Here is a 14,445-nt window from a genome sequence, read left to right as displayed (position 1 = left end):
GTGGGAGTTCGCCGTCCGCACCACCGGTGGCCCGGGCACCCCGACCCCGACCCCCACGCCGACCCCCACGCCGACACCGCCGCCCGGCTCGACGAACCCGCCGGCGTCGTTCTGGGGTGACACGAACACGATCCCGGCCGCCCAGAACGTCGTCATGGTCAAGATCCTCAACCGGACCAACGGCAAATACCCCGACAGCCAGGTCTTCTGGAGCTACAACGGCCAGGTTCACTCCATCGCCGAGCAGCCGTACTTCGACATGCCGGTGAACACGGCCGGACGCATGTACTTCTACCTCGGCTCGCCGAACAGCCAGTACTACGACTTCATCGAGTTCACCGTCGGGCCCTCGGTGTTCAACGGCAACACGACCAGGGTCGACGCGTTCGGCCTGAAGCTCGCGATGCGCCTGCACGCCCACGACGGCTACGACGTGTCCGTCGGCGAGGACTACCCAACCTTCCAGGAGGACAGGGCGGTCACTTTCCAGAGGTTCATCGACGAGGTGCCCGCCGAGTTCAAGCCGCTGGCCCAGGTGCAGGCGCCGTACCGGATCCCCGCACCGGGCAGCTACGCCGGGTTCCGCGCCGGGGGCGCCAACGCGAACTACTTCAGCGCGTATGCAACGACGGCCGGGGTCAACGCGGCGACCTCCGACATCTTCGGCTGCGCCGGCCCGCTGGCCGAAGAGCCGGGGATGTGCGCGGCGCTGAACCGTCACGTCGCGCAGCTGCCCCAGTCGCAGTGGTCGGATCCCGGCACGTACTACAAGGCCGCACCGGCGAACTACTACGCCAAGTTCTGGCACGACCACGCGATCGGCAAGCTGTCGTACGGCTTCCCGTACGACGACTACGCCGGGCAGTCGTCCTTCATCTCCCACGGCAACCCGCAGTGGCTCCTGGTCGCCGTCGGATGGTGACCTGAGGCACGACCGGCCCCGGCGTCGCACGCGCCGGGGCCGTAACACTTCCACGGGCCCCTTCCACAGGTCCTTCCACCGGGGTCCCCGCGCGGGCAGGATCGCAGCGGGACAACGTAAGGCGGTGGTTCGTCGATGGAGCCGACGTCGGAGCTCGTCCGGTGGCGCCCGGCGGGGCCGCTGCGGCCGTACATCGCCTGGTACAGCGGGTACCAGGAGGCCGGTGTGGCGCCGCGGCTGCACCGCGGGCTGCCTTCGCCCTACCTCACGCTGATCGTCTCGTTGCACGAGCCGCTCGTCATGGCCGCCCATGCCGACCAGCGCATCCCTCCGGGCCGCTACGACACGCTCCTCGGCGGCCTGCACACCAGGCCCGCGCTGATCACCCATGATGGCCGGCAGTCCGGCATCCAGGTGAACCTGTCGCCGCTCGGCGCGCGCGCCCTGCTCGGCCTCCCCGCGGGCGAGCTGGCGGGAGCCGATTTCGACGCCGCCGACGTCGTCGGGCCGTTCGCCGCCGAGCTGCGCGAACGAGTGCTGGAGGCCACCGGCTGGGCCGGCCGGTTCACCGTGCTCGACCGCATGTTGCTGGCCCGCCTCGGCGCCGCGTCGGCCCCGGACGAGGTGGAGCGGGCGTGGCACCGCGTGTTGGCGTCCGCGGGAGCCGTACCCGTGGCCGACCTGGCCCGCGAGGTGGGGTGGAGTGAGCGCTACCTGAGCCGGCGGTTCAGCGTCGAGATCGGGCTCAGCCCGAAGACGGCCGCGCGGGTGACCCGCTTCGACCGGGCCCGCCGCGCCCTCCTCGACGCCCCCGACGGTACGGCCCTGGCCGCGATAGCAGCCGACCACGGGTACTACGACCAGGCGCATTTCGCGCGTGACTTCGGCGAGTTCGCCGGCTGTACGGCCACGCGGTGGCTGGCCGAGGAGTTCCGAAACGTCCAAGACCCGGGGGCCGCCCCGCCGTCAGACTCGGCACCATGACACAGGCACCGCCTCCGCAGGTCTATCCGACCTTGCGCGCCCGTGACGCCCGGGCGCTGATCAGGTTCCTCGTCGACGCCTTCGGGTTCGAGGAGACCGCCGTCTACGGCGACGGCGACATCGTGCACCACGCCCAGCTGTCGTGGCCGCTGGGCGGAGGCATCATGCTCGGCAGCGTCCGCGACGACCCCGGCGACACGTGGCGGCTGGAACCGGGCACCTTCGGCGCCTACGTCGTCACCGACGACCCCGACGGGCTCTGCGCACGGGCGACCGCGGCCGGCGCCAAGCTGATCCAGGAACTCCACGACACCGATTACGGCTCGCGCGGCTTCGCCGTCCTCGATCCGGAGGGCAACCGGTGGTCGTTCGGCACCTACCGCGGCGAGCCCCGCAAGCGCTGACCTCCGCCGCTGTCCTGAACAGCCTCCCGCGCCGATATTCCCTGGTGAGCGGGAGATCGGCAATGGAACGATGCTCACATGCCGCATCATTCTGATCAAGTACGGCAACTCGCCGAGGGGGACTACCCCCGTGCGGCTCGAGATCTGATCCAGGACACGATCCACCGCCTCGTGGCGAATGCCGCCCGAGGCGGCCGCTACGACCTGGACGATCTCGTGCGGACGTTGACCGGGGCGGCCTCGGACGCCGAACTCGCCGCCGGCGCCCTGGACACCGTGTCCAGCGCCGGTCCGAAGCTCTGGATCGATCTCGATGCCGCCTCGCGCCCTTCGTTCTACGGCTTCACGCGCCTCACTCGGAACCAGGTCACGCTCGACACTCCGCTGGCGGTCGCATTGGCGGCGTGCGGTCCGGACGGCCGCGAGCGCGAGCAGGCACTCATGCACCATGCGATGCGTGCCGATCCGCGGCTGTATCCCGTCGCCGTCATCCGGATGACGGACTGGGCGGCCGCCGTACGGAAGCGAGCGGAGGATGTGGTGACCGCGATCCTGGCACATCCGGACCGCGCGACCCTCCTGACAGTCCTTTCCGTGGCCCTCAGGATCTCCGGCCGCGAGCGCGGGAAGCACGTCATCGCATTGGTCAAGGACGCGCTGCTCCACGCCGACGACGCGACACTCGCCGCCGTCCGCCAATCCGGCGATCTACGGAGCCGGCGGTTCGCCTTCCAGGTCAGTCTGGAAGGCGGCCGGATGGATGAGCTCGGGCTCGTCGCCGCCGCACTTCATGAGAACGACATCGTCACCCGCACCCGCTGCGCCGAGGCCGTAGCGGCTCAAGCGATCTCGGCGAGACGATTCGAGATTCTTGAGGAACTCCTGGGCGCCGCCTCTTCACCTGTCCGGCTGGAAGCGCTCACGGCACTGGTACGGCTTGGCCGGACCGGGGCGGGCCCGCGGTTCCTCGATGACAAGGCGTCGATGGTGCGGCTGACCGCGCAGTGGGCGGTGCGGCGAGCCGGCGGCGACCCCGTCGAGCTCTATCGCAGGCGGTTGGCTGAGAGGTCCGAGCCGCGAGCGCGCGGGCTGCTCGCCGGACTCGGCGATTGCGGCACACGGGCGGACGCCGACTTGGTTCTTCCCTATCTCAGCGATTCACGTCCCCGTGTTCGCGCGGAGGCGGTGCGAACGCTTCGGCGCCTGGACCCGACCGCCGGAACGCCGTCCCTGGCGGGCATGCTCGATGATCCGGCGCCGGTGGTGGTGCGCAATGTCGTCACCGCTCTCCGTACGACCGGGGCGGAAATGCCCGTTGACCGTCTGTGGGAGCTGCTCGATCCCAGCCGCCCCCGTCATGTGCGGCAGGCGGCCCGCGCGCTACTCGGCATGCGCGACACCTGGAGCCGCGTCAAGGCCGACCTGATCCTCGCCGCTGATCCGGACCCGGTGCTGAGCGAGCACGCCGTCGCCGACCTCGACAACTGGCGGGTCCGGGATTCGGCGTCGGTGTACAGCGGGCCATCCGAGGCACTGCGGCGCGAACTGGAGACCCTCCTCGCCGAGACGGAGGAGATCATCGGGCCGGGCAGCACCCGCATGCTCCATTGGATCCTCCGCGTGGTCCGGTGACGTGTACGCCCATCTCAGGACGGTCACCGCCCTCGGCGCGGAAACTCGGATGACACGGGTTCGCGGCCGGGGCGATGATCGAGCATGCGAGTCAGGCCCCTCATCCTCGTGGACGTCGACTTTGCCGACCGCGAGAAGAGCCGTCCGTGTTGTTCGTCTGAGCCTGCGAGCTGGACGTCCTAGTCTCATTTACCGACCGGGTCCGGGGCGTCCGTCGCGTTCGGGTGAGGTCGGTACAGGGGGCAAGATGGTGGCGCGTGTGGTGGTCGGGGACCTTCGGGTTCAGCGGATTGGTCGGAAGGACGGGCGGCGGTCGTGGACGATCGTGTGGCCCGAGGGGACGGTCCATGCAGAGGCGGACCGGTTCCTGCGTCTTCATGAAGGGTCGGGCACGCAGAAGACCAATGCCTACTACCTGGTAGATCATCTGCGGTGGTTGGAGCGGGAGAGCCTGACCTTCGAACAGGTCGGACTGCGGGATCTCGAGCGCTACATGGGGATCGTGGGCGCGGCGTAGCCGACAATTCCGATACCCAGGGTGGGGCAGGGAACTCGTCGTCATGTGAATGGCCCGTCACTATCTCTGCTCCGGAGTCAGGACATGTCGGGTCCGGTCCCCGATCCAGGCCGCTTCGAGGATCGCGGTCAGGCTGGCGGTGTCGGTCGGGCCTGGATGGTTCTGGATCAAGCGGGTGACGCCACTGGCCATCTCCGCGAAGCGCGGGAGGTCGGCGCGTGCCACGCCGATGTCCGCCAAGGTGGTAGGAATGCCGATGTCGGCAAGGAGCCCGTCGAGCCAGGTGAGGAACGTATCTGCGGCCTCGGCATCCGAGGCGTCGGTCACGTCGAGCCCGCACACCCCGGCGAGGATGGTCAACCGGTCGCCGATGGCATCCCTGGCCGCGTCCAGCGCGTAGGGCAGCAGCAGCCCGACGCCCAGGCCGTGCGGTGTGTGGGTGGCTGCGCCGATGGGGTACTGGAGGGCGTGCGGAGCCGCGTTGCCTGCGTGGGAAAATGCGAGCCCGGCCAGCATGGACCCATAGGACATGTCCGCGCGCGCGTCCTTGTCGCCTCCGTCCCTGACGACACGGGGCAAGCTGCGGGCGATCCGCTCCGCGGCCAGGAGCGCGTAGTGATCCGTGATCGGGTTGCGGCCGAGGAAGACCTGCTCCACCGGGTCGCGCGGTCCGTGGGCCCGGGGTCGCGCGGTGTAGCTCTCCACCGCGTGACAAAACGCGTCGATGCCGGAGTGGGCAGTGACGGTCGCAGGGCAGGTGTAGGTGAGCTCGGGGTCGACGATGGCGAAGTCGGGCACGATGTGGACGCTGGAGACCCCCACCTTCAGCTCGCGGTCCGGGTCGGTCAACACCGAGACGGGCGTGAGCTCGGAGCCGGTGCCTGACGTCGTCGGGACCGCGACGAGAGGAATCGTCGGCCCCGGCACCTTCGACTCGCCGTAGAAGTCGCGCGGCGTCCCACCGTGGCGCCGGATGACGCCGACGATTTTGGCGAGGTCGATCACCGTGCCACCCCCGATGGCGAGGATTACGTCGGCGTCCACCTCTGCGGCGACCGAGACGGCCAGGGCGACATCGGCGAGTGGCACGTCCGGAGTCGCGTCGGCAAACACCCCGACGACTTCGACCTTCTCCCTCACTGCGGCCACGATCTCGGCCACGCCCGGCTGCCCCAGAAGAACCCGGTCGGTCACGATGAGGACTCGCGAGCCACACTCGGCCACCACTCGTGGGATGTTCTGCGCGACCCCTTCGCCCACTATCAGCTGGCGTGGTCCGCGGACGGTCTCAAGCATGTCAGTGCCTCTCTGGAACGTCGGCGGTGATTTGCTGGGCAGACGTCCAGGTCACCTGCGAGACCGGAACGGCGTCGGCAAGGTTGGCTGCCGGGTGGCGCAGGCGCGCGCCGGGCTCCCAGACTCGGTCGTGCCCGGGCGCCCTCGGGTCCATCGCGATGAAGACGTCGCCCTTGGTGGGCGGGTCAGTCGGGTCGAGGGTCCCGCGGACATCGTCGCCAAGGGCGGTACGAGTCAAGGTCGCGACCAGCACCTCGATCATGAGCCCGAGGGCGTAGCCTTTGGGACCGCCGAAAGGGCTGATCGCCCCATCCACCGTCGCGGCCGCGTCTGTGGCGCGCATACCGGCGGAGTCGACGGCGTCCCCGGGTGCCAGCGGATTCGTGCCGACCATGGCCTGGGTCCCGCCCCACGGGTGGAGGCCGGTCAGGTCATGTGTGCACAGGGCGCGGTGATCCTCGGCAGGCACCCGGAGCAGCAGGCCGGTCACGGTAGGTCGATCGCCGCGTAGGTGACGTCGAGGTACTCAAGTATGCCCTCGTGCGACCCCTCCTTGCCGATCCCGGACTGCTTCACGCCTCCGAACGGAGCCGACGGGTCCGAGATCAGACCACGGTTGATGCCGACCATCCCCGTCTCCAGCCCCTCGGTGAACCGGAGCGCCCGCTGGAGGTCACGGGTGAAGACGTATCCGATTAGGCCGTGCTCGGTGTCGTTGGCCTTCGCCATTACCTCGTCGTCGGACGTGAACGAGATGATCGGCGCCACCGGGCCAAAGATTTCCGCCTCCAGCATCCGCGCGTCTTCGGGCACGTCGACGAGGACCGTAGGCGGGTAGAAGTGGCCCGGCCCATCCGGACGCTGGCCGCCCACCAAGACACGGGCGCCGCGATTGACCGCGTCGGCGACGAGTTCGTCGATCTTGGTGACCGAGGCCTCGTCGATCAACGCCCCGACGTCCACGCCGTCGTCGAGACCATGGCCCACCGAGAGCGCGCCCATCCGCTTGGCGAAGCGCGCCGTGAACTCCTCGCGCACCGACTCCTCGACGTAGATTCGGTTGGCCGCGATGCAGGACTCCCCGATGTTGCGCATCTTGGCCACCATGGCACCGTCGAGCGCGACGTCCAGGTCCGCGTCGGCACACACGATCAAGGCCGCGTTGCCGCCCAGTTCCATGGAGGTGCGCAGCACGTTGTCCGCCGCCTGTCGTAGCAGCACGCGCCCGACCTCGGTCGACCCGGTGAACGAAAGCTTGCGGGTCCGACGGTCGGCTAGCAGTGCTGAGACCACCTCGCCGGCACGCTTGGTTGTCACGACGTTGACGACGCCCGGGGGAACGCCGACCTCCTCCATGATGCGGGCCAGGAACAGCATGGTGAGTGGCGTCTGGGCTGCCGGCTTGGTGATCGTCGTGCAGCCCGCCGCCAGCGCAGGAGCGATCTTGCGGGCACCCATGGCCAACGGAAAGTTCCAGGGCGTCACGAAGACGCACGGTCCGACCGGCTTCGGCACGGTGAGGATGCGATATCCACCAGCGGGAGCGGTGTTGTAGCGCCCCTCGACACGCACCGCCTCCTCGGCGAACCAACGGAAGAACTCGGCGCCGTAGGCCACCTCTCCCCGAGCCTCGGCGAGCGGCTTGCCCATCTCGAGCGTTATCAGCCGGGCGACCTCCTCGGATCGCTCGGTCAGTGCCCGGTACGTCGCGGTCAACAACTCTGACCGTTTTCGCGGCGGGGTCGCCGCCCACTCCGCCATTGCCTTGCTCGCCACGTCCAGAGCGGCGAGCCCGTCAACGACGTCGGCGTCGGCCACCTCGGCGATGGTCTTGCCGGTGGCCGGGTCCTCGACGACAAAGGTGGCTCCGCTGGCGGCGTCGCGCCAGGCGTCGCCAATCCGGAGCCGCCGGTGCTCGGGGGCCAGGACGTTCATCGGGTCACTCATTGCGTCGCCTCCTGTGATGTTCTTGGTGATGTCCAGCGTGACCTCAGCGATCACGCCACGCGCGTTGACGAACGGGTCACACGACCTCGTCGGGGTCGAGGTTGCCGAGCGGGTCGAACGTGGCCTTGGCCCTGGCTGCAGGGCGACGCCCCGCGCCACCGATCGCCTTCTCGGGCCATGGCTGCTTCAGCGTCGTCAGGCCGTGCTCACCGCTGACGGTCCGCCGAGGCTCGATTGCCACGTGCCGGCGCATGTTGCCGTTGCCGCCCGGCGCGGTTACCGCCCGGCCTCGGACAGCGACAGCCCGGTGCCCGCGTCGAACAGGTGCGCACGGTCCAGGTCGACCGTGACATGCAGCCGCTCGCCCGGCGTACCGGTGACGGTGGGTCGTGCCTTGACCTTGAGGATCTCCGTCCCCACTCGGACGTCGACCACCGTTCGGTCACCGAGCGGCTCAAGCCCGTAGAGTTCCCCCGACAACGACGCGTCCCCACGCTGCTCGACGGACAGGTCCTCCGCGCGCAGGCCCAGCAGCAGCGGACGACCGTCCTCAGCCGTGGTCCAGCGGGGCCGCGGCAGCGTCCAGCCTTCCGCTCCGACCAGACGATCTCCCTCGGCGTGGCAGGCGAGCAGGCTGATCGGCGGGCTCCCGACGAATCCCGCGACCCACTGGTTGGCTGGACGCTCGTACACCTCGGTCGGCGTTCCGACCTGTTGCACCTTCCCCTCCTTGAGGACCGCGACCTGGTCGGCCATGGACAGGGCCTCGACCTGGTCGTTGGTCACGTAGACGAAGGTTGCTCCGAGGCTCCGGTGGATGCGGGTGAGCTCGGTGCGCATCTCGACGCGGAGCTTGAGGTCGAGGTTCGTCAGCGGCTCGTCCATGAGAAACGCGCGCGGGCGACGGACCAGCGCCCGGGCCAAGGCGACACGCTGCATCTCACCGCCCGACAACTGCGCCGGACGCCGCTGCAGCAGACGTTCGATGTGCAGCAGGCTCGACATCTGCTCGACGGCAGCGGCGATCTCGCTCGAAGAACAGCGGCGTGCCCGCAGCGGCGAAGCGATGTTCTCGTACGCCGTGTGTCGCGGGTAGAGGGCGTAGCTCTGGAAGACCATGGCCAGGTCGCGTGCGGCCGGGGCGTCACCGGTCGCGTCCCTCCCGTCCAGATGCACCGACCCGGCGTCAAGCTTCTCAAGGCCGGCGATCGCTCGCAGGGTCGTCGTCTTGCCTGCCCCGGAGGGTCCGAGCACGACGAAGAACGAGCCGTCCGGCACGTCCAGCGTCACCCCGTCCAGGGCCTGGACTTTACCGAAGGACTTGCACAGCCCGTGCACTGCCACGGTTCCCATCAGGCCACCAGCTCTTCCGTGCTCACGTCGTAGACCGCCGGGGTCCCGCCGGTGTGCCGCAGCCCGACCGGTGCGTCAGCGGCGAAACGGACAGTCGGTGGCATCCGAACCCGTACGTCGCGCTGGCCGCCGTGGTCAACCACGTAGATGATTTCGTCGCCCAGCCACTCCGCCGAGACCACGCGGGCCGGGACCGAACGTTCCGCCCCTGGTTCTGTGACTTCCAGCGCCTCCGGCCGGACGCCTGCGACCAGGCAACGGTCGCGCGGCAGGCCTGGCGGTGGCGTGAGGGCCAGTCCGCCCTGACTGCGCAGCTTCCCGTCGGCCACCTCCACCTCAATCAGGTTCATCGGCGGGGAGCCGATGAATGCGGCGCAGAAAAGACTCGCCGGACGGTCGTAGACTTCCAGCGGCGTGCCGATCTGTTCGACGCGGCCCTTGTTGAGGATGGCGATTCTGTGACCGAGCGACATCGCCTCGACTTGGTCGTGGGTGACGTAGACCATCGTCGTCCCCAGCTCCCCCTGCAGGTGCTTGATCTCCGTGCGCATGTCCGCCCTCAGCTCCGCGTCCAGATTGGTGAGAGGTTCGTCCATGAGGAATGCGCGCGGTCGTCGCACCAGGGCGCGAGCAAGCGCGACGCGCTGCTGCTCCCCGCCGGACAGCCGGCGCGGTCGCCGGTCCAGGAGCGGACCGAGCCGCATCAGCCGGGCGGCCTCGTCGACCCGCTCGCGCACCTCCGCCTTGGGCAGTCCCTCGGCCCGCAGTGGGAACGCCAGGTTGTCGCGGGTTCTCAGATGCGGGTAGAGAGCGTAGAACTGGAACACCATGGCGATGTCGCGCTCGGCGGGCGGCAGGTCGTTGACCAGCGTGTCGCCGATGCGGATGTCGCCCGTCGTCTGCCTCTCCAGGCCGGCTATGGCCCGCAGCGTGGTCGTCTTGCCGCAACCCGAAGGGCCGAGCATCACGAACAGCTCGCCGTCGCCGATGGACAGGTCCACGTGCTCAACTGCGACCGTCCCGTCCGGATAGCGCTTGTGCAGGGCGGTAACCTCGATGCCCGCCATCAGCGTCGCACCGCCCCGAGCGTCACACCGGCGACAAGGTGCTTGCGCACCAGGTAGGCGAAGACGAGCACCGGTAGGGCGAACACTACGGAGGCGGCGGCCACGAGACCCCAGTCCACAGTGGTTCCACCGATGAGGCCGGCGATGGCGGGTGGAGCCGTCCGCACGTCGTCGCTGGAGGTAAGGAAGATGGCGAACACGAACTCGTTCCACGAGAAGATGAGGGCGAAGACCGCCGTCGCGGCGATACCGGGCAGGAGCAGGGGAAGGGTAAATCGCCAGAACGCCTGCAGGCGGGTGTAGCCGTCGAGCATGGCGGCATCCTCGTACTCTGCGGGCACCTCGTCGACGAACCCCTTCATCATCCAGATCGTGAACGGGACGTTGAACGCGGTGTAGATGAGGATCAGGCCGAGCTTGGTGTCGATGAGTCCGACTTGGCGGTACATGAGGAAGATCGGGATCACGACCACCACGGGCGGCATGAAGCGGGTGGACAGGATGAAGAACAGTTGGTCCTTCTTGGCCTTCACGGCGAAGCGTGAGTAGGCCCAGGCCGCCGGGACTCCCAGCACGGTGGCCAGCACCGTGGAGACCCCGGCGACCACGACGGAGTTGAGGAACGAGGCGGACAAGGCCGAGCGACCGCTGGAGGCGACGAACACGTCCTTGAAATGGTCCAGAGTGACCGTGAAGTCGAAGAACTTGGCCGGGATGGCGTAGACGTCCCGGTTCTCCTTGATGGACGTCTCGATCATCCACAGCACCGGAAAGAGCATCACGACGGCCAGCACGGTCAGCAGCGCGATCTCCAGCACGGAGCGACCCCGGCCGCCGAAGCGGCGCGCGGGGGGCGTGTGATCCCGGACAGGACCTGTGGACATGGCCTCGTCGACGGAGACGGCCATCAGTCCTCCTTGAGCTTGTTCAAGTAGCGCAGGTAGAGCTGCGTAAGGACGATGACGACGAGGACCATGAGGATCCCGTACGCCGAGGCGGTTCCGGTGTTGAAGCCCAGGAACGCCACCTTGTAGACGTGGAACGACAACGTCTCGGTGGAGACCCCCGGACCTCCGCTGGTGAGGATGTAGACGAGGTCGAACAGCCGGAAGGCCTCGATGGCCCTGAACAACACGGCAATGAGGAGCAGCGGCCACACCAGCGGAAGAGTGATGGTGCGGAACCGGAACCACTCGGACGCCCGGTCGATCGAGGCGGCCTCGTACAAGTACTTGGGGACCGCGGTAAGGCCCGCAAGTGCGATGAGCATGATGAACGGCGTCCATTGCCAGGTGTCGACCACGATCAGGGAAATCAGTGCCGTTCGCTGCCGGGTGAGCCACTCCACCTGCCCCAGGCCGAGCGAGCCGAGCATGCTGTTGATCACGCCGAATTGCGCGTCGAGCATGAATTTCCAGAACAGCCCGACCACGACCTGCGACAGCATCATCGGAACCAGGAACAGAGTGGTCAGCAGTCCTCGCCCGTGCGTGCGCCGTGAAATCAGGTAGGCGATGGCGAAACCGAGCACGGTCTGCAGGGCGACCGCGCCGACCACGTAGATCAACGTCGTCAAGGCCCTCAGGTGGACCTGCGCCGAAGTCAGGATGGCGGTGTAGTTCTCGAACCAGACGAAATGGGCCGGCCCCCCGCGGGTGGCCGAGTAGTCGGTGAAAGACAGGTACAACGCCCACAGCAACGGGAACACCGACATTGCGAGCAACAGCAGCAGCGCGGGGGAGATGAAGGCCACGGCGAGCCCGCGGTCGCTCAACCGGCGGGACCGACCCGGTGCAGGCGGCGTCGCGGACGCCACCTGCCCGGGGTGGTCGGTCGTCAGAGGGACGGGGTTACTCACAGTCCGCCGCCGCCCTTGCGGCTGCCGGAGTCGAGTACGCCCTGCTGCTCCTTGGCGATGTCGTTGAGCGCATCCTTCGGCGTCTTCGCGCCGTTGAGGGCCGCGTTCACGTTGGTGTTCTCAATGTCGACGAGGCGCGCGTACTCGGGCACGTTCCACATGTCCCGCATCCGCGAAACCGAGTCGGCGTACACCTGGTTGAACGGCCCGGCATTGAGGAACTCGGGCGACTCCAGGGCGTCCGTACGCGATGGCACGCCACCGGCCGCGGCCCACTTCTTCTGGATGTCAGCCTGCTCGAACCACTTCATGAAGTTCAGGGCCTCCGCCTGGTTCGCCGCAGGGGAGTAGGCCGATACGTGCATCCCCATGCCGCCGAGAGGCACCAGGTTCGTCTTCTGGCTCGGCAGGGTGGCGAAACCCAGCTTGTCGAGAATCTCCTCCCGCGTGGTGCCGAGCGTCGACTGCTTCGGGTCAAGCAGGCCGCCGCTCGCGGCGATCCAGTTGAACGCGATGCATGCCTTGCCCTGGGCGACCGCCGCGTTCACCTCGTCGATGAACCAGTTGCCGGAGCCCGCGGCGGTCAGCGGCTTCATCTTGTTGACCAGGACGTCCATCGCCTCCTGGCCCGCAGCGTCGTTGATGACGCCGTCGATCTTGCGCGTCTTGGAGTCCCAGAGGTTGCCGCCGTAGACGGCGTTGACCGTGTTGTAGGTTACGGCCGCGGCGTCCGAACCGTTGGCCTGGTGGAAAGCCAGCCCGCTGACGCCAGGGTTGTCCGCCTGGCACTTCTGGGCGACTGAGATCATCTCGTCCCACGTCTGCGGTGGCTTGTCGCCGATCAGGTCCTTGCGGTAGATCATCGTCCAGGTGTCGCCGAGCAGCGGCAGTCCGTACAGGCTGGCGTTTTCGTCGCGCTTCCCGGTCTCCGCCTGGGGGTACTGGCCGTAGGCCGCCAGGAGGTACGGGTTGTAGGCCTTGACGTCGATGTTCTTCTTGACGAAGTCGGTGATGTCGAGGATGTTGCCGTTCGTCACGGCCTCGCCGATGTGCTGCGAGTCCAGGATCGGGATGTCGAAGTCGGTCTTGTGCGCTGCGAACTGGGTGAACATCGCGTCGTGCCAGTTCGCGTTCGGCACGGTGTTGACCTTGATGGTCACGTTCGGCCGCACCTTGGTGTACTCCGCGTTCGCGAAGGCTTCCAGCGCGTGGGCGGGGGGCCAGTCGAACCAGATGAAGCTGAGGGTCAGCGGGTCCTTGGTGAGCTCCGGGATGGTCGCCGGTGCCTTGGGGGCGCTCGTCGCGCCGTCGTCCTGGCCGCAAGCCGCCATGGTCGTGGCCACCAACATGGCCGCCATCGCCAGGCGTCCTATTCGCCTTGGATACCGCATCTTCTTGCCTGCTTTCTGGGGGGGGACCTCTGGAGCCTTGCTGCGTGCTTCGCCGAGCAGTTGCTGGGGGGTTGTTCAGGCGTGTTGCCGGCTGTCGCAGGGGCTGACCCGCAGACCGGCGTCACGAGTACGCCGTGACGTAATGGGGCTTCAAGCAGTCGAGAAGTCCTTCGGTCCTCGTGCCCCCGGTGGCGAACCGAGCAGGACGTCGAGCATGCTCATGGGAGCTCCAACTGATCGAAGCGGAGCGATGGCGGGCGGTTCCGCGATGGGTGAAGGATGGGTGGCATCCGTCACCTTTCCTATACGATCCGATTGTGGGCGTCAACATCCCGCAGTAGTGCGACCGATGTCAACAGGTTCCCGAAGACGCAAGAAAGGACCTCACGTCACGATGGACGACGAAGCGACGATCGCGCGGCGCCGATCTCGCGGCCGGCTTGCCGACGAGGTGTACGACACGCTGCTCGGACAGTTGATGTCGCTACGGATCGAGCCTGGCTCCCGCGTCACGATCGACGTCCTGGCGCGAGAGCTGGGCGTCTCGCAGACGCCGATCCGAGACGCTCTGAACCGGATGGAGGCCGAGGGCCTGGTCGTGCGTGTGCCCCACGCCGGCTACCGCATTCCCCCCCAAATCACCCGGCACCAATTCGAGAACATGCTCGAGCTCCGCCTGCTCCTTGAGCCGGCGGCGGCGCGCAGATCCGCCGAACGCGCATCCTCGGAGCAGGTGGCCGGTCTGCGACGAATGCTGGAGGAGATGGCGGAGCTGGAGGGGGGCACCGGGCTCATGGCCTACGGCGCCTTCGGGCTACGCGACGCCGCTTTTCACGATCTCGTCGCCCTGAGCGCGGAGAACGAGGTCATCCGCGAAGCGCTCGCTCGCCTGCACACGCACGTGCACCTGTTCCGGCTTGCCCACGACACCCAGGTCACTCACTTGGCCATGGCCGAGCACGAAGATGTTCTGGCCGCGATCGCCGCGCGTGACCCCGACGCCGCCGCCTATGCCATGCGTCGGCACATCCTGCGGTCCGGCGAGCGGTTCCGACGATTGTTCGACGAGGCCGA

Annotated in this window: 15 protein-coding genes; 6 read left to right on the top strand and 9 right to left on the bottom strand. The window is 68.0% G+C overall.

Features of this window, described 5'->3' with window-relative positions:
* Positions 1-154: 154 nt before the first annotated feature.
* The 5 genes from Pth03_RS27015 (at position 155) to Pth03_RS26995 (ending at position 4,459) form a co-directional block, all read left to right on the top strand.
* Positions 155-922 carry a glycoside hydrolase family 64 protein gene (locus Pth03_RS27015; RefSeq protein WP_203947209.1) on the top strand — a complete coding sequence of 256 codons (768 nt, stop codon included), beginning with the start codon at positions 155-157 and terminating at the stop codon, positions 920-922.
* A gap of 135 nt (positions 923-1,057) precedes the next feature.
* Entirely contained in the window at positions 1,058-1,906 is an 849-nt protein-coding gene (locus Pth03_RS27010; RefSeq protein WP_203947208.1) for a helix-turn-helix domain-containing protein, read from the top strand.
* On the top strand, positions 1,903-2,310 hold the full coding sequence (locus Pth03_RS27005; RefSeq protein ID WP_203947207.1) for a VOC family protein: 408 nt from the start codon (positions 1,903-1,905) through the stop codon (positions 2,308-2,310). The genes Pth03_RS27010 and Pth03_RS27005 overlap by 4 nt, the downstream gene beginning before the upstream one ends.
* Before the next feature lie 78 nt (positions 2,311-2,388).
* Positions 2,389-3,942, top strand: coding sequence for a HEAT repeat domain-containing protein (locus tag Pth03_RS27000; RefSeq protein WP_203947206.1), 1,554 nt, complete (start codon positions 2,389-2,391; stop codon positions 3,940-3,942).
* 247 nt (positions 3,943-4,189) lie between these two features.
* Positions 4,190-4,459, top strand: coding sequence for a hypothetical protein (locus Pth03_RS26995; RefSeq protein WP_203947205.1), 270 nt, complete (start codon positions 4,190-4,192; stop codon positions 4,457-4,459).
* A gap of 60 nt (positions 4,460-4,519) precedes the next feature.
* Here Pth03_RS26995 and Pth03_RS26990 read toward each other — a convergent pair whose 3' ends face one another.
* From Pth03_RS26990 to Pth03_RS26950, 9 genes are all read right to left on the bottom strand, one after another.
* The gene (locus Pth03_RS26990; RefSeq protein WP_155340576.1) at positions 4,520-5,755 is read right to left on the bottom strand and encodes an iron-containing alcohol dehydrogenase; all 1,236 of its coding nucleotides are present in this window, start codon (positions 5,753-5,755) and stop codon (positions 4,520-4,522) included.
* A gap of 1 nt (position 5,756) precedes the next feature.
* On the bottom strand, positions 5,757-6,245 hold the full coding sequence (locus tag Pth03_RS26985; protein ID WP_203947204.1) for an Ldh family oxidoreductase: 489 nt from the start codon (positions 6,243-6,245) through the stop codon (positions 5,757-5,759).
* Positions 6,242-7,702 carry an NAD-dependent succinate-semialdehyde dehydrogenase gene (locus Pth03_RS26980; protein WP_203947210.1) on the bottom strand — a complete coding sequence of 487 codons (1,461 nt, stop codon included), beginning with the start codon at positions 7,700-7,702 and terminating at the stop codon, positions 6,242-6,244. Before Pth03_RS26980 ends, Pth03_RS26985 begins: the two co-directional genes overlap by 4 nt.
* A 76-nt stretch (positions 7,703-7,778) precedes the next feature.
* Positions 7,779-7,943 carry an FAD-linked oxidase C-terminal domain-containing protein gene (locus Pth03_RS26975; protein ID WP_203947203.1) on the bottom strand — a complete coding sequence of 55 codons (165 nt, stop codon included), beginning with the start codon at positions 7,941-7,943 and terminating at the stop codon, positions 7,779-7,781.
* A gap of 35 nt (positions 7,944-7,978) precedes the next feature.
* Positions 7,979-9,055, bottom strand: a complete 1,077-nt coding sequence (locus tag Pth03_RS26970) for an ABC transporter ATP-binding protein (RefSeq protein ID WP_203947202.1) — start codon at positions 9,053-9,055, stop codon at positions 7,979-7,981.
* Positions 9,055-10,122 (bottom strand): ABC transporter ATP-binding protein, encoded by a 1,068-nt coding sequence (locus tag Pth03_RS26965; protein WP_203947201.1) that lies wholly within the window; start codon positions 10,120-10,122, stop codon positions 9,055-9,057. The genes Pth03_RS26970 and Pth03_RS26965 overlap by 1 nt, the downstream gene beginning before the upstream one ends.
* Complete coding sequence (locus Pth03_RS26960; RefSeq protein WP_203947200.1) at positions 10,122-11,030, bottom strand: carbohydrate ABC transporter permease; 909 nt, start codon at positions 11,028-11,030, stop codon at positions 10,122-10,124. The genes Pth03_RS26965 and Pth03_RS26960 overlap by 1 nt, the downstream gene beginning before the upstream one ends.
* Positions 11,030-11,980 (bottom strand): carbohydrate ABC transporter permease, encoded by a 951-nt coding sequence (locus tag Pth03_RS26955; RefSeq protein ID WP_203947199.1) that lies wholly within the window; start codon positions 11,978-11,980, stop codon positions 11,030-11,032. The genes Pth03_RS26960 and Pth03_RS26955 overlap by 1 nt, the downstream gene beginning before the upstream one ends.
* Positions 11,977-13,338 carry an extracellular solute-binding protein gene (locus Pth03_RS26950; RefSeq protein WP_203947198.1) on the bottom strand — a complete coding sequence of 454 codons (1,362 nt, stop codon included), beginning with the start codon at positions 13,336-13,338 and terminating at the stop codon, positions 11,977-11,979. The genes Pth03_RS26955 and Pth03_RS26950 overlap by 4 nt, the downstream gene beginning before the upstream one ends.
* Positions 13,339-13,765: 427 nt before the next feature.
* Here Pth03_RS26950 and Pth03_RS26945 point away from each other — a divergent pair.
* On the top strand, positions 13,766-14,445 hold a 680-nt coding region (locus Pth03_RS26945; RefSeq protein ID WP_203947197.1), incomplete at its 3' end, for a GntR family transcriptional regulator.

This window comes from Planotetraspora thailandica (assembly GCF_016863335.1).
Lineage (GTDB): Bacteria > Actinomycetota > Actinomycetes > Streptosporangiales > Streptosporangiaceae > Planotetraspora > Planotetraspora thailandica.
This window is presented reverse-complemented; position numbering and strand designations above follow the sequence as displayed.